15 protein-coding genes are annotated in these 15,013 nt (G+C 56.4%); 7 read left to right on the forward strand and 8 right to left on the reverse strand.

Annotated elements, in window-relative coordinates; translation table 11 throughout:
* Nucleotides 1-148: 148 nt before the first annotated feature.
* Both ACLHV9_RS06475 and ACLHV9_RS06480 read right to left on the reverse strand, forming a co-directional pair.
* On the reverse strand, nucleotides 149-892 hold the full coding sequence (locus tag ACLHV9_RS06475) for an SDR family NAD(P)-dependent oxidoreductase (protein ID WP_049008033.1): 744 nt from the start codon (nucleotides 890-892) through the stop codon (nucleotides 149-151).
* 57 nt (nucleotides 893-949) lie between these two features.
* Nucleotides 950-2,038, reverse strand: a complete 1,089-nt coding sequence (locus ACLHV9_RS06480; protein ID WP_407220302.1) for an oxidoreductase — start codon at nucleotides 2,036-2,038, stop codon at nucleotides 950-952.
* Between the two features lie 162 nt (nucleotides 2,039-2,200).
* On the opposite strand from ACLHV9_RS06480, the gene ACLHV9_RS06485 reads away from it, so the two are divergent.
* Genes ACLHV9_RS06485 through ACLHV9_RS06500 form a run of 4 tightly spaced genes read left to right on the forward strand, consistent with a single transcriptional unit; the run spans nucleotide 2,201 to nucleotide 7,028 of the window.
* Complete coding sequence (locus ACLHV9_RS06485) at nucleotides 2,201-3,703, forward strand: sugar ABC transporter ATP-binding protein (protein WP_108090616.1); 1,503 nt, start codon at nucleotides 2,201-2,203, stop codon at nucleotides 3,701-3,703.
* The gene (locus ACLHV9_RS06490; RefSeq protein WP_108090615.1) at nucleotides 3,700-4,695 is read left to right on the forward strand and encodes an ABC transporter permease; all 996 of its coding nucleotides are present in this window, start codon (nucleotides 3,700-3,702) and stop codon (nucleotides 4,693-4,695) included. Before ACLHV9_RS06485 ends, ACLHV9_RS06490 begins: the two co-directional genes overlap by 4 nt.
* Nucleotides 4,696-4,725: 30 nt before the next feature.
* Entirely contained in the window at nucleotides 4,726-5,790 is a 1,065-nt protein-coding gene (locus ACLHV9_RS06495; RefSeq protein WP_108090614.1) for a sugar ABC transporter substrate-binding protein, read from the forward strand.
* Nucleotides 5,787-7,028 (forward strand): LVIVD repeat-containing protein, encoded by a 1,242-nt coding sequence (locus tag ACLHV9_RS06500; protein WP_407220303.1) that lies wholly within the window; start codon nucleotides 5,787-5,789, stop codon nucleotides 7,026-7,028. The genes ACLHV9_RS06495 and ACLHV9_RS06500 overlap by 4 nt, the downstream gene beginning before the upstream one ends.
* Nucleotides 7,029-7,113: 85 nt before the next feature.
* Here ACLHV9_RS06500 and mtnK read toward each other — a convergent pair whose 3' ends face one another.
* Nucleotides 7,114-8,313 (reverse strand): S-methyl-5-thioribose kinase, encoded by a 1,200-nt coding sequence (gene mtnK, locus ACLHV9_RS06505; protein WP_407221167.1) that lies wholly within the window; start codon nucleotides 8,311-8,313, stop codon nucleotides 7,114-7,116.
* A 105-nt stretch (nucleotides 8,314-8,418) separates the two neighbouring features.
* Here mtnK and mtnA point away from each other — a divergent pair, with 105 nt between their 5' ends.
* Together mtnA and ACLHV9_RS06515 are read left to right on the forward strand one after the other, a co-directional pair.
* Complete coding sequence (mtnA, locus tag ACLHV9_RS06510) at nucleotides 8,419-9,435, forward strand: S-methyl-5-thioribose-1-phosphate isomerase (RefSeq protein ID WP_108090612.1); 1,017 nt, start codon at nucleotides 8,419-8,421, stop codon at nucleotides 9,433-9,435.
* Between the two features lie 42 nt (nucleotides 9,436-9,477).
* A complete protein-coding gene (locus ACLHV9_RS06515; RefSeq protein WP_028019497.1) occupies nucleotides 9,478-9,948 on the forward strand; it encodes an SRPBCC family protein in 471 nt (156 codons plus the stop codon).
* A 59-nt stretch (nucleotides 9,949-10,007) separates the two neighbouring features.
* On the opposite strand, the gene ACLHV9_RS06520 is transcribed toward ACLHV9_RS06515, so the two are convergent.
* Genes ACLHV9_RS06520 through ACLHV9_RS06530 form a run of 3 tightly spaced genes read right to left on the reverse strand, consistent with a single transcriptional unit; the run spans nucleotide 10,008 to nucleotide 11,847 of the window.
* Nucleotides 10,008-10,550, reverse strand: a complete 543-nt coding sequence (locus ACLHV9_RS06520; RefSeq protein WP_108090611.1) for a 1,2-dihydroxy-3-keto-5-methylthiopentene dioxygenase — start codon at nucleotides 10,548-10,550, stop codon at nucleotides 10,008-10,010.
* The gene (mtnC, locus tag ACLHV9_RS06525; protein WP_108090610.1) at nucleotides 10,547-11,236 is read right to left on the reverse strand and encodes an acireductone synthase; all 690 of its coding nucleotides are present in this window, start codon (nucleotides 11,234-11,236) and stop codon (nucleotides 10,547-10,549) included. Before mtnC ends, ACLHV9_RS06520 begins: the two co-directional genes overlap by 4 nt.
* Complete coding sequence (locus tag ACLHV9_RS06530; protein WP_108090609.1) at nucleotides 11,233-11,847, reverse strand: methylthioribulose 1-phosphate dehydratase; 615 nt, start codon at nucleotides 11,845-11,847, stop codon at nucleotides 11,233-11,235. Before ACLHV9_RS06530 ends, mtnC begins: the two co-directional genes overlap by 4 nt.
* Before the next feature lie 123 nt (nucleotides 11,848-11,970).
* Between ACLHV9_RS06530 and ACLHV9_RS06535 the strand changes: the two genes are divergently transcribed.
* Nucleotides 11,971-13,131 (forward strand): pyridoxal phosphate-dependent aminotransferase, encoded by a 1,161-nt coding sequence (locus ACLHV9_RS06535; protein WP_108090608.1) that lies wholly within the window; start codon nucleotides 11,971-11,973, stop codon nucleotides 13,129-13,131.
* On the opposite strand, the gene ACLHV9_RS06540 is transcribed toward ACLHV9_RS06535, so the two are convergent.
* Both ACLHV9_RS06540 and ACLHV9_RS06545 read right to left on the reverse strand, forming a co-directional pair.
* Nucleotides 13,132-13,758, reverse strand: a complete 627-nt coding sequence (locus ACLHV9_RS06540; protein ID WP_407220304.1) for an IbrB-like domain-containing protein — start codon at nucleotides 13,756-13,758, stop codon at nucleotides 13,132-13,134.
* Nucleotides 13,743-14,966 (reverse strand): phosphoadenosine phosphosulfate reductase, encoded by a 1,224-nt coding sequence (locus ACLHV9_RS06545; protein WP_407220305.1) that lies wholly within the window; start codon nucleotides 14,964-14,966, stop codon nucleotides 13,743-13,745. The genes ACLHV9_RS06540 and ACLHV9_RS06545 overlap by 16 nt, the downstream gene beginning before the upstream one ends.
* Nucleotides 14,967-15,013 lie beyond the last annotated feature (47 nt).

Here is a 15,013-nt window from a genome sequence, read left to right on the forward strand (position 1 = left end):
GAAATAATAAGACTATTAGATAAATTCCGAATTTCTTATGGGGTACTGTAGAGCGGAGAAATAACGGGAGAAAGCGGCAAAACGCGAATCGTCGAAGCTGCTCGAAAAGGCCTCTGCCGGACGACAGAGGCTTGCATCATGTGTGCGATCAGGCGTTCAAACCGCCGTCAACATCCAGCCCTGTGCCGGAGATCTGTCCGGCTGCCGGGCTCGCCAGGAAGGTCACGGCGGCGGCAATGTCCTCAGGTTGACCGTAATGACCAATGGCAATCATCTGGCGCTGGGCTTCAGCCTGTTCACCGTCCTCGGGGTTCATATCGCTGTTTGTCGGGCCTGGATGGACAAGATTAACGGTAATCCCCCGTGGTCCCAGATCGCGGGCCAGTCCTCGGGTGAAAGAGTTGAGGGCGGATTTGGTCATGGCGTAAACGGCGATACCGGGCATCGCCACGCGGTTAGCGAGACAACTGCCGATATTGATAATGCGCCCGCCGTCGGACATATGCACCAGCGCTTCCTGAGTCGTGAGCACCACGCCACGAATATTGACGTTAATCATCGCGTCAATATCCGCAATCGTCAGGGCTTCCAGCGGGCCACCGCGCGCAATCCCGGCGTTGTTCACAAGGATATCCAGGCCTCCGAGGGTACGCGCCGCGTGAGTCACGGCCTCCTGAATGGCCTCGGCGCTGGCGCTGTCGGCCTGAACCGCCTCACAGCGCCGCCCAAGCGCTTGTATCTCACTGGCGACGGCATGGGCTTTATCATAGGATTTTTCATACGTAATAACTACATCGGCACCGGCGCGTGCCAGTGACAGCGCAATCGCACGACCCAATCCACGGCTGGCGCCGGTAACCAGCGCCCTCTTACCTGTTAAATCGATCTGCATGATGACCTCGTTGCGAAAGTGGTGAGAATCATCATTAGGTATAGACGGTTCGGGAGATTAACGGCTGAAGGATTCCACCTTCTCAAACGCAGTGCGCAGAACTTCAGGCGTGAGCGTAACCGGCAAATAGTGAATCGACTCCACCGGACGCAGGGTATGAGCAATCACCTTGTCCAGCTCTTCACGGTTGTGGATATCCACTTCCAGCTCACGCAGCGTGGTTGGCAGATTAAAGCGCTGATACGCCGCCACCAGTTGCGCCAGCACATCGTCCTGGCCGAGAAGGGCACTTTGCACCAGAATGCCGTACGCCACTTTGGTGCCATGCAGATATTTTTCGGTTTGCGGTAACACGGTTAACCCGTTATGTACGGCATGCGCAGCCGCTACACGGGTATAGCGCTCGCCCAGACCGCCGACCATCCCACCACCGGCGATAATCGCGTCCACCACGTCCCTGAACGCCTGCGTCTGTTTACCGTGCTGCTGGTCAGCCAGCGCCTCTTCGCTGCGTTCCAGCAGTACGTCACGAATAGCCAGTGCGCCGTTGATCCCAAGACGCACGGTCAGCGGCAGGTTTTCAGGCTGTGGTGCCAGCACGACCGCTTCATACCATTTCGCCAGCGTATCGCCGATGCCCGCCAGCAGGTATTCCGCCGGAGCATTCAGGATGATTTTCGGCTCCACCAGCACCAGGAAATTGGCATCATCGAAGATTTCGAACTGCAGTGCCTGACCCGCATCGTTATACCAGACGGAAAGCGGCGTCCATGCGGCACAGGTGGCGGCGATGGTTGGAATGGCAACCACTGGCACACCCAGACGGCGCGCCACGGCTTTGGCGGTATCGAGCAACGCCCCGCCGCCAACGCCAATCACTACGCTGCGGTCATCGCCTGATTCATTCACCAGATGGGTAACATCCCGCTCGCTACAGTGGCCCTTAAACAACAGATGTTTTGCGCCCGCGGCGTTAAAACTCTCTGGCAGGAAAGGACGGGCTCCCTCAATGGCGCGTTCGCCGTAAATCCACACCGCGCGGGAAAGCTGCTCTGGGGTAAAGAAATCATTCAGATGCGCAAGGCTGCCGGGGTGTGAGAAGTAGTTCGCCGGGCCTGGAACGACGCGGATATCGGTATTGCTCATGGTGTTGTCCTTAATTTTAGGAAGCGCTAACCTGATGTTATGTCTGGACATCCAGATGGCTAATAATATTTTGCTTTATCTTATGCCTTTTCCGTCGTTGTCAGTCAACCGGAGCTGTGAAAAATTCAATAAATCAGAATATTAATGAAGGATTTAACGCGGATGGTTTCCAGTCGCCTTGAGATGCGCGGTATCAGCCTGGCCTTTTCTGGCTTTCAGGCGCTGTCGCGCGTGGATTTCACGCTGATCGGCGGAACCGTACACGCGCTGACCGGTGCTAATGGTGCAGGAAAATCGACGCTGATGGCGGTGTTGTGTGGGACGCACGATCATTATGAAGGCGAGATCTGCATAAACAACCAGCCGGTGACAATCCGCGAGCCGCTTGACGCCAAACGGTTGGGCATTCACCTGGTGCAGCAGGAAGTGGACGTGGCGCTGATCCCGGGCTTAAGCATTGCCGAGAACATCATGCTCGACCAGCTTGCACAGCCGGGACACCGCTACAACTGGCGGGATATCCGCCAGCAGGCAAAACAGGCGCTGGCGCAGTTGGATGTGGTGCTGGATGTACGCCGCTCAATCGATAGCTGCACCCTTGCTGAAAAACAACAAATTTTGCTGGCGCGCGCGCTGTCGCACCACTGCCGTTTTTTGATCCTCGACGAGCCAACCGCCCCGCTGGATACCCATGAAAGCGAGCGTCTGTTCACGGTGGTGAAACGCCTGCAGCAGCAGGGCATCGGCGTGGTGTTTATCTCCCATCGCATTCATGAACTGAAAGCTATCTGCGACACCTTAACGGTGCTGCGGGACGGCAAGCTGATTGAGTCAGGTCCGATGGCGGAGCTCAGCGGCGAAGCGATCGTCGAGAAAATGCTTGGTCACGAGCTGAGCGATATCTACCCGCCTGCGCGGCCTCCACACAGTGAAGAAACGCTGCTGCGGGTTGAGGGGTTGCACGATGAAGCGCTGCTGAAAGATATCTCCCTGCACCTGCGTAAAGGCGAAATTCTCGGCATTGCCGGGCTGGCGGGCGCAGGTAAGACCGAACTCTGCAAGGCGCTGTTTGGCGCCAGCAAAAGCCGCGTGGCGAGCGGTGAGCTGAATCATGAATCCTGGCAGCCGCGAGACCCGGCAGATTCGGTACTGCGCGGTCTGGCGCTGGTGCCGGAAGAACGACGCAAAGAGGGCATCTTTATTGATGAGCCGGTAAGCATGAATCTGTCGGTAACGGCGGATAACTCTTTTTCGCGCTGGAGCCTGTTTGGCCATCGCCAGGCGTGGCGCTGGGCGGAAGAGGTAATTGCCCGCGTAGGTGTACGAGCGCGCGGGCCGGGGCAGATGTTGCGCCGCTTGTCCGGCGGGAACCAGCAGAAGGTCGCCATTGGCAAGTGGCTGCGCAATGACGCCAGTGTGCTGATATTCGACGAGCCGACCAAAGGCGTGGATGTGAAAGCCAAAACCGATCTGTTCCAGCTCATTGACGGGCTGGCTCGCGAGGGCAAAGGCGTCATTTATGCCTCCGGTGAATTTGCCGAGCTGGTGGGCTTGTGTGACCGCATCTGCGTGCTGTGGGACGGACGCATCGTGGCGGAAATCGCCGGTGCCGAGGCCCGCGAAGAGACACTACTTTATTATTCAACCGGAGGAACGGCGTCGTGAGCAAGGCCCTTTCAGTTAACGCGGCGGCGTCTGGCCGTAAGCAGATTTTCGATTTTCTCTACAAGTGGGGCATGCTGTTGACCGTTGTCGCGCTGGTGGCCGTCTTTGGCCTGGCGTCGGACAGCTTCCTTGACCCGAACAACATCATCAACATTCTGCGCTCGATTGCCATCGTGACGGTGATTGCCATTGGCGTGTCGATTTCGCTGACCATCGGCGGGTTTGATCTCTCCGTTGGGTCAACTGCGTCGCTGGCGAACGCACTGGTGATTTCGCTTTTCGTCTGGCACGGCTTCGGCACCACCGAGTCGATTCTGATCACCCTTGCGCTCTGTACGCTGGTCGGGCTGTTCAATGCCTTTCTGATCGTCATCCTGCGAATTCCGGACATGCTGGCTACGCTTGCCAGCCTGTTCGTGATTCAGGGTGTGGCGATGACCTACAGCTATGGCGGGTCGATCACTGAAAATATGGTGCTGCCGAGCGGCGACATGGCGGAAGGAACCATTCCGGCGTCGTTCAGCCTGCTGGGGCAGGTGCCAACCATCGTGATCATTATGCTGGTGGTGACCATTGTGGCCCAGCTTGGCCTTTCGCTGACCACCCACGGTCGACGCATGTATGCCATTGGGGGTAACCCTGAAGCGGCGCGTCTCTCTGGTATTCGCACCACGCGCTACAAGGTGGCGGCATACGTGATTGCCTCTTTGCTGGCTGGACTCGGCGGCATTTTGCTGGCGTCACGCATTGGCTCGTCGCAGGTAAATGCGGGCGGCGGCTATCTGATGGATGCGGTGGCGGCCGCGTGGATTGGATTCTCGCTGGCAGGCTCCGGCAAACCGAACGCGCTCGGGACGCTGGTTGGGGCGGTGATCCTCGGCGTGCTGTCGAACGGCCTGGTGATGCTGTCGGTACCGTATTACGCCATGGACATTATAAAAGGGCTGGTGCTCGCCGTGGCGCTGGCGATTACCTACATACAAAAACGCTAACGATTTATAACAACACAACGGGATAACAGAATGAAAAAAATCGCACTCTCTTTGGTGGCATTGGGTTTATTGACTGCACTGCCTGGCTATGCGGCGACGCCGACGCCGGTTCCGGCAGCCATTGCGAACCACGAAGGCCCGATCCGCATTGCCGTGATCCGCAACCTCGGCTCAGACGACAACACTACCCAGTTTGTCGCCGGTGCCATTCAGGAAGGGAAAAAGCTTGGCTTTAAGGTCAGCACCTTTTTAAGTAACGGTGATGACGCCAAATTCCAGGACTTTGTGAACCAGGCGATTAGCCAGAAGTATGACGGGATCATCCTCTCTCAGGGCCGCGATCCGTATTCGACGGCGCTGGTGAAGAAAGCGGTGGATGCCGGGATTAAGGTTTCGGTGTTTGATACCGCCGTTAACGGCGAGATCCCGGGCGTGACCGTCACCCAGCAGGATGATGCCTCTCTGACAAATCTCTCCTTCGGCCAGCTGGCGAAAGATTTCAACGGCAAAGCCAACATCGTCAAGCTGTGGGTGGCTGGCTTCCCGCCAATGGAACGCCGCCAGGCCGCGTATAAAGAGTTGCAAAAGCAGTACCCGGATATCAAAGAGCTGGAGTCCATCGGCGCAGTGTCTTCTGACGTGCAGGGCGACACGGCCAACAAAGTGGGTGCGATTCTGGCGAAATACCCGAAAGGCAAAATCGACGCCATCTGGGGAACCTGGGATGCGTTCAGCCAGGGCGCATATAAGGCCCTGAAAGAGAATGGCCGCACCGAAATCAAACTCTACAGCATCGACATTTCTAACCAGGATCTCCAGCTGATGCGTGAACCGGGCAGTCCGTGGAAAGTGAGCGTGGCAGTCGATCCGAAGCTGATTGGTGCCACCAACGTGCGTCTGGTGGCGAACAAGATTGCCGGGGAAGCGACGCCAGCAACCTACGACTTCAAAGCTGCGGCGATCCCGCAGGCGCTGTTGACCGCCCAACCGGGCGCGGTGAACGTGGCGTCTCTGGGTAAAATTATTCCGGGCTGGGGCCAGACCGAAGATTTTATCGCGCCGTGGTTTGCGACGCTGGAAGCGAAACATAAATGAGTGTGCTGCCCGCGCCTGAATACAGCCGCAATATGCGGCTGATTGGCCATAGCGACCAGGGCGGTCGCCCAGACGGCGTGCAGCTGATGGTGCATCGCGGTTTTGCCTATATTGGCCATATGGTGTCGCAAGGGTTTTCGATTGTGGACGTGCGTGACCCGAAAAACCCAAAAGCCGCAGGCTACGTGCCTGCGCCGCCGGGCACCTGGAACGTTCATTTGCAGGCACATGACGACCTGCTGCTGGTGATTAACGCCCGCGATCTGTTTGCCGATGCCCGTTTCGCCGACGAGAAGATCTACTACACCCGTCAGGTGGGGGAAACCGTCAGCGATGTTCGGAATAAAGGCTGGAGCGCCGGGCTGCGGATATTTGATATCTCCACGCCGGACACGCCGCGCGAAATCGGTTTTCTGTCACTGAACGGTATCGGTATTCACCGCATCTGGTACGTCGGCGGGCGCTGGGCTTACGTCTCGGCGCTGATCGATGGTTTTACCGATTATATTTTCCTGACCATCGATCTGGCCGATCCGCGCAAGCCTGAGGTGGCGGGGCGCTGGTGGCTGCCGGGGATGAACCAGGCCGAAGGCGAGCAGCCGGAGTGGCCGGAAGGCAAACGCTACGCGTTGCACCACGCGATCATCGCCGGGGACACGGCCTACGGTAGCTGGCGTGATGGCGGGCTGACGTTGCTGGACGTGAAAGACCGCACCCAGCCGAAGCTGATTAGCCACCGTAACTGGAGCCCACCGTTTGGTGGCGGCACCCACACTGCGCTGCCGTTGCCGGACCGCGATCTGCTGGTGGTGCTCGACGAAGCGGTGTTGGATAACCAGGAAGACGGTGAGAAGCTGATCTGGCTGTTTGATATTCGCGATCCGGCGAACCCGGTGAGTATCTCCACTTTCCCGCAGCCGGATGAGATTGATTACGTGGCGAAAGGGGCGCATTTCGGCCCGCATAACCTGCACGAGAACCGGCCGGGGAGCTTTGTCAGTTCAACGCTGATTTTTGCCACGTATCAGAATGCGGGTGTGCGCGCGTATGATATTTCCAATCCGTACCGTCCGGTGGAAACCGGGGCTCTGGTGCCAGCGGCACCGGAGAGGATGATGGATACGCGGCCGAATCGCCCGCAGGTGATCCAGTCCTGCGATGTGTTTGTGGACGCGCAGGGAATTATCTACAGCACGGATTACAACGGCGGGTTGTCGGTGATTGAGTATCTGGGATGAGTATTCGCCCGGTGGCGCTTCGCTTACCGGGCCTACACGCGGATCGTAGGCCGGGTCAGGCGAAGCCGCCACCCGGCAAAAGCAATCAACTGTACTGACGTACTCGCGCCACCAGCTCTTCCACAGTGTCGATGCGCTCGGCAATCACAATCAGCGCTCTGCCAAGCGTAATGGCATGGCGCAGACATTCGTGGCGCATAGCGTCGTCCTGAATGGTGTCGATATCTGCCACGTGCGAAAGCCCGACGCTGCGGCGAATCAGTTCAGTGCCGCAGAAGCCGATAGCATCTTTCCACACTTTTTTCAGAAATTCAGAGGCGTAGCCCGGTGCGCTCAGCGCGGCATCGCGCGTTTTCTCGTGTGCCAGCGCCTGGAAGCGTTCAGCGAAGGTGTTCCACAGCACCTGAATATCGCTCAGACGCTGTTCGCGAGCGGCGGCGGCATCGCGAATACCCAGATGCCCCGGCAGGCCGCAGAAGTTCAACAGCAGGTTGCCAATGGCGGTACCGATATCAAAGCCAATCGGGCCGTAATAGCCAAATTCCGCATCGATAGCTTTCAGGCTTCCGTCAGCCACGAAGATAGAGCCGCTGTGAATATCGCCGTGCAGCAGCGCTTCGGCCTGAGAGAAGAAACGGTGCTTGAGTGAAGCTACCGCGATTTTCAACTGCGCGTCGTCACGCAGGGCAGCAGCGTCGTTTTCCAGCTCGGCAGGGTAGTTATTACGCTCGTGGATCTGGTACGGATCGTTGAAGAACAGATCTTCGGTGATCTCGCACATCTCCGGGTTAATGAACTTCGCCACCTGCGCCTTTTTATCGTGCGGGTGCAGATAAAAGTCGCTGGTGTGGAACAGCGTGTGGGCGAGATATTCCCCCAGCTGGCGCGCGGCCTGTGGGTAGAAGGTGTTTTTAATCAGCTCGCCGCGCCAGATGTTATGGCTGGAGAGATCTTCCATCACCATCACCGCCAGTTCCGGGTCAAAGTGGTGAATTTTAACGGTGTGCTGCGGGCTATGCTGGTAATGCTCAACCAGGGTTTGCGCCTCCAGACGGGCACGATCCAGCGTCAGCGGCCAGGACTCGCCAACACAGCGGACGTAAGGCAGGGCCTGTTTCACGATGATGCGGCTCTCGCCCTGGGTATCGAAAATTTTGAATACCAGATTGAGGTTGCCGTCGCCCACTTCCTGCGCTTCGACCAGTGAGGAGGGATCGTCAAGGCCGCCAAACTGCTTTGCATACTCCACGGCGTCCTGGGCGGTAAAGGTACGGTATTGCGACATTGCCTGATCCTCACTGATTTTGGTAATAAAGACATTTAGACGTCTATACATCTGGATTTCATCCTGACACAATGTGATACATCAACGCAACAGAGAATTAACGACATGCAGACATTACAGACGACCAGCCTGCGGGTGGCGGAAAATCAGCTATTTATTCTCGATCAGCAGGCGCTTCCGCAGGAGAAACGCTGGCTGGATGCTTCCACTACCGAGGCGCTGGTGGGGCACATTCACGCCCTGCGCGTGCGTGGCGCGCCGCTGATTGGGCTTTCTGCAAGCCTGTTGCTGGCCCTGCTGGCTGAAAACGGCAACAGTCGTGACGAACTGGCGCTGGCGCTGGAAACACTGCGCGCCTCCCGCCCGACGGCAGTCAACCTGATGAACAACCTCGACCGCATGAAGCTGGCGCTGTGGCAGGAAGATTTTGTTCCGGCGCTGGTGGAGGAAGCGCTGCGTCTGATCGACGAAGATAAACAGCTTTGCGACGCCATTGCGAAAGCCGGTAGTGCGCTGGTTAAACCTGGTAGCCGCCTGCTGACGCATTGCAATACCGGCGGGCTGGCGACGGCGGGCGTGGGGACGGCGCTTGGGGTCATTGCCCGTGCCCATCAGGAAGGCAAGATCAGCAACGTCTGGGTGGATGAAACGCGTCCGCTGTTGCAGGGCGGAAGGTTGACCGCGTGGGAGCTGGGAGAGCTGGGCGTACCCTATCAGCTGATTACCGATTCCATGGCCGCCAGCCTGATGGCAAAAGGGCTGGTGGACGCCGTGTGGGTAGGCGCAGACCGCATTGCCGCTAACGGTGACGTGGCGAATAAAATCGGTACTTACTCGCTGGCGGTGCTGGCGAAATTCCACGGCATTCCGTTCTACGTGGCCGCTCCGCAAACCACGCTCGACCCGGATTGCCCGAACGGTGAAGCTATCCCAATAGAACAACGCGCCGCCAGCGAAGTGACGGGCGTGGCGGGCAGCTTTGGCGCAGTGCAGTGGGCGCCTGAAAATGCGCAGGTTTATAACCCGGCGTTTGATGTTACGCCTGCGTCGCTTATCAGTGGGTGGGTGCTGGATACCGGCGTAGTCACGCCAGAGGAGGTGGCAAAGGGGAAATTTGCCTGAGCCTGGCTATCCTTTAAGGGTTTCCCTTTAGAGGACAGAATCGTGAAGCTTGATCCCAACACAGACCTAAAACTGGAACGCGTGGTGGATGCACCACGCGACCTGCTGTGGCTCTGCTGGACCACACCGGAACACATCAAAAATTTCTTTATCCCTGTCCCTCATAAAGTGACCGAATGCGACCTCGACCTGCGCGTAGGCGGGCGGTTTAACACCGTTTTTGAGGTAGATGGACAACGGATGGACAACAAAGGCGTCTTTCTGGAAATCGACCCGGGCAGGAAGCTGGTCTTCACCGATGGCTACACCGAGGACTGGAAACCGGCAGAAAAACCCTTTATGACGGCGATCCTGCTGCTGGAAGATGCAGGAGAAGGTAAAACCCGCTACACCGCGATTGCCCGCCATCCCACGGCGGAAATCCGTGAACAGCACGAGCAGATGGGCTTCCACGAAGGGTGGGGGATTGTGCTGGATCAACTGGTGGCGTATGTGAAGGGGCTCAACACATAGTGCGCGCTGATGCCCTCACCCCGGCCCTCTCCCAATGGGAGAGGGAGTAAACTGCTGCGTCATGCGAGTTTCGGATACGCATCTGCAATGGCATCACCGGTAAACTGCGCAATCCATCCCTCCGGGTTATCGAAAATACGGATCGCAGTAAAGTTCGGCTCTGAACCCATATCAAACCAGTGGGGCGTGCCAGCGGGTACGGAAATCAGGTCGTTTTTCTCGCACAGCACCTGATACACCTCATCGCCAATATGCAGGCAGAACAGCCCAGCACCTTCCACGAAGAAGCGCACTTCATCTTCGCCGTGGGTGTGTTCATTCAGGAACTTCGCGCGCAGCGCCTCTTTCTGCGGGTTGTCGGCGCGCAGGCTGATCACGTCCCAGCTCTGATAACCTTTCTCCGCCACCAGCTTGTCGATGGCATGCTGATACGCCTCGATCACGGCTTCCGGCGCAGGGTCGCGGCCTAAATCACGATCCGCAGCCCAGCGTTCAAACCGCACGCCTTTAGCGTTGAGCTGCTGGGCGATCTCGGCTGCGTTGGTGCTGTGCCACTGGTGTTGACTGGCGTCTTTATCGGAATAAATGGTTAATGCGCTCATGAAGGGATCTGCTCCGGATTAATCTCGTCGAACTGGTGTACCTGATGGTGATGGCTTGCGCCGTCATCATCACCACGAATCAGTTGCAGGGTGCGAAAACCTGCCTGTTCAGCGGCGTCCAGCTCCTGATGAATATCCGACAGGAACAGGATCTGCGACGCGGCAATACCCGTTTGCGTCGCAATGTTCTGATAAGACTGCACGTCGCGCTTGGCACCAATGTGGGTATCAAAATAACCGCTGAACAGATGAGTAATATCACCTTCATCGCTGTAGCCAAATAACAGTTTCTGCGCAGCAACGGAGCCAGAGGAATAAACATAGAGATCAATGCCTTGCGCTTTCCATTTTTCCAGCGCAGGCAGCACGTCCGGGTAGAGATGGCCGGTAAAGTCACCGTTCACATAGCCGTCGTGCCAGATGATGCCCTGCAGGGCCTTCAGCGCAGTGGATTTGCGATCTTCATCCATAAAGGCAAACAGGGCCTCGATAAGCTCGCTGGTACTGGCATGCGGGTTGCTGATTTCATCACGCAGATTGTCCAGAATGGAGTTGACCGGCTCGGCGTACTGCTGGGCAGTCACGAAGGCCGCCAGCCGTTCACGCGCGTAGGGGAACAAAACATCGTGGACAAAACGGATATCGCTGGTGGTGCCTTCAATATCCGTCACAATTGCGCGAATCATACTCTCTCCAGTTGTCGTAAACGCATTTCGCATTCAAATAAGAATTCTAGCCCTTCCAGATGACGGCGGGCTTCTGCCACGTCACGTCCCCAGCAGGTTAAGCCATGGCCGCGCAGAAGAAAACCATAATTAAGCGGGCGTTCCTGAGCGTAATGGGCGATTCGTGAGGCGAGGGCGTCAATATCCTGGTCATTGTCAAATACCGGGATAGCGACTGTATCCAGATGCGAGGTCTGTCCGATAAGGGATTTTTGCATCTCGAAACCGCTGATTTTCAGCTCGGCTTCTTTGACCAGACGGGATAACACCGTGGCGTTGACGGTGTGGACATGCAGCACCGCGTTGGCCTCCGGGAACAGGCGGTAAATCAGCGTATGGAGGCCGGTTTCTGCTGACGGCTTACGGCCCGACGGTGCGCGATTGGTGGCGATCTCCACCTGCAAAAAATCGTCTGTGGTGAGGCTGCCTTTATCTTTGCCGGACTCACTGAGCCAGCAAAGCTGCGCATCCTGACGCACCGACATATTACCGCCGGTAGCAGGCGCCCAGCCTTTGGCGCCAATCCAGCGGCAGGCATCGACCAGGTGTGTGAGTTGCAGGTTGTGTGTCATTTTCCTTTTGCCCTCCCGGACAGGAATATGGATATGGTTTAGACGTCTAAGCGTCTTGATTGCCAAAGACTAACATCGTGTTATAGTGGCAGCAACATAAGTATTACAAGCAGGCACACTACAATGAGCAACAACGCATTGATTCCGCAGAGTAAACTTCCCAATCTTGGCACCACCATCTTCACGCAGATGAGTGCGCTGGCGCAGCAACATAACGCCATTAATCTTTCGCAAGGGTTCCCGGATTTTGACGGCCCGGCTTTTCTGCAGGAACGTCTGGCGTACCATGTTGCACAGGGGGCGAATCAGTATGCGCCGATGACGGGCGTACAGGTGCTGCGGGACGCCATTGCGGACAAGACGGCCGAGTTATATGGCTATAAGCCCGATGCGGCCAGCGACATTACGGTAACCGCCGGGGCGACCGAAGCGCTGTATGCGGCTATTACTGCGCTGGTGCGTGCGGGCGATGAGGTTATCTGCTTTGACCCGAGCTACGACAGCTATGCGCCTGCGGTTGAACTTTCCGGCGGCGTGGTGAAACGTGTTGCGCTCCAGCCACCGCATTTCCGCCCAGACTGGCAGGCATTTGAGGGGCTGCTGAGCGAAAAAACTCGCCTGGTGATTCTGAATACACCGCATAACCCGTCTGCGACGGTGTGGCAGAAAGCTGATTTCGCGGCGCTGTGGCAGGCCATTGGTGACCGTGAAATTTACGTGCTGAGCGATGAAGTCTACGAGCACATCTGCTTTGCCGAAGAAGGGCACGCCAGCGTGCTGGCCCATCCGCAGCTTCGCGAGCGGGCGATCGCCGTCTCGTCATTCGGTAAAACTTACCATATGACCGGCTGGAAAGTGGGCTACTGCGTGGCCCCGGCAGCCATCAGTGCTGAGTTACGTAAAGTGCACCAGTACCTGACGTTTGCGGTGAACACGCCAGCTCAACTGGCACTGGCGGATATGCTGCGAGCAGAACCAGAGCATTATCGCGATCTGCCCGATTTCTATCGTGAACGTCGGGATCTGTTTGTGAATGCGCTGAGTAAAAGCCGTCTGGAAATTTTACCGTCTGAAGGTACGTACTTCCTGCTGGCAGATTACAGTGCTATTTCGGATCTGGATGATGTGAGTTTCTGCCAGTGGTTGACAAAAGAAGTGGGTGTGGCAGCCATTCCTCTGTCGGTTTTCTGCGCCGATCCCTTCCCGCATAAACTTATCCGCCTTTGCTTCGCAAAGCAGGAATCGACGCTACTGGCGGCTGCAGAGCGCCTGAACACACTCTGATTATTTTACCGTCCAGGCTTCTGAGTAACGACGGTCTGCAAACAGTTCCAGCAGACCGTTGATTTGCTTGAGACGCAGGACCTCGTCGCTGTCCATACCGAGCTCTTTGCTAATTTTCTCATCATTCCAGCCAAGCTGTGCCAGTTCACGGACGATGTCTGACATGGCATTGATCTGGTGTCGACCACGCGCCCGGTTGTGACGAATGGTTGCGGCCATACGGTAATTTTTATCCTGTCGGTCCTGGCGCAGGCAGGTGACGGGTAGGTATCCCTTGAGCTGATGCTTTAGTGCCGCCCGATGGGTGCCGATTTCATGGCGATGAAAACCATCCACGATTTCGTAGTGCTGCGGCTCACTTTCTGTTACCACGATAGGTTGGGTGAATCCATCAAGTTCCAGCGATTGACTGAGCAGCCGCTTTTCAGGAGGTGCAACATTATTGGGGTTGTAATCGTTGGCGGTAATCGCGTCCTGCCTGATCCAGAGGACACAGTCTATAGGTTGCTCGCGAAAAGGGCTGTTTTGATGTATTGCTTCACGAAATGCATTTATGGCATTAATTCGCTCCTCTTCGGGAAGTGACTGAAGATACGTTTCCATCTCGGTAATTATTCTTTGTCGCATAAAATGCCCCACTCCTTGCGTTTAGCCTTCATTCTGTCGCTGTAGCGTTGATAATATTTGGGCTTATTAGGGCTGAATGACAACGCCCTGCACCAGTAATCGTTATTGAGTAAAACCTTGCAGATACGGCGCCATGAAGGGATGTCTCTGGAGCCGATATCACCGTCCTGAGTATCGGGAATATCGGCCATACCCCTCTTCTGATACCAGTGCAGGTAAATGGCGATTTTATTGCGGTAATGTTCTGCTGTATTTTGCGGCATGCTGTCGAGGAGCAGCATGGCATATTCGCGCCAGCAAAGGTGTTCGGGTTTGAGGATTTTCCTGTGACCATAAAAATGATTATCGTGACCGGCATAGATCCCTCCGCTGCGCACGCCGCTCACCCGTTCACACATGGCCGCCCAGCGTTCAGGCTCAACAACATGGTAGAGCCACAACCCCTGGCGTTGCTCCGGGCCAAAGGGTTCACAGATGCGCATATAGCGAGGCGGCACCCCAGCCTGGAACATCAGGTCATAGAGCGGGTTATAACAACATCCCGATTCGGCGAACCAGGTCCAGATATCGGCGGTTTTCCAGTCGTAGAGAGGGTAGATATACCAGGCGTGTCCACCCGGTGCGACGCTCGTCCAGGGTTTATCATCTGCAAACCGCTGCTTACGTGCCGAAGCGATAGCCAGAAAACGGTTGTAAGACTCATCGGCGCGAATACCAATCAGCACGGCGGCCGGGCGATTGCATGAGTACCAGTCGGAGAAACAGCGGACAAAGGTCTCAAACGTCATTCCTGGCTGGTAGAAAGGAAAATAGTAGGGATCGGTTATCGCATCTTCTGGTGGCTGGCGAACCCAAAGGGTACCGGGTTCCCAGCATTGCCATTCCGGCTGGAATTGTGACAGCGAATTTTGCGTTGTCAGGGGAAGCGCCACCCACCAGAAATGGTCAATAACATCGCTGTACAGTTCGCGCATATGTTCAACATGGGTGATGGTATGGGAAAATTGTGCTTCCCAGTCGATAAAGAGCACATCTATTTTGGTTTTCATCAGACGTGCCTGCCGGGCAACAAGATGAAGCATGACGGTGGAGTCTTTACCCCCCGAAAAAGAGACGCAGGTCCTGGGTAAATGCTCGAGAGTCCATTTTATTCGCTCCCGTGCGGCAGTGAGAACATCCTGATTCAGAGGGGACTTATAAATTGACATGGTTATTCTCATCCTGAGTAATAAATACCAGACGTTAGTATCAAGAC

Origin of the sequence: Enterobacter sp. CPE_E890 (assembly GCF_046521475.1) — a bacterium.
Taxonomy (GTDB): Bacteria; Pseudomonadota; Gammaproteobacteria; order Enterobacterales; family Enterobacteriaceae; genus Enterobacter; species Enterobacter adelaidei.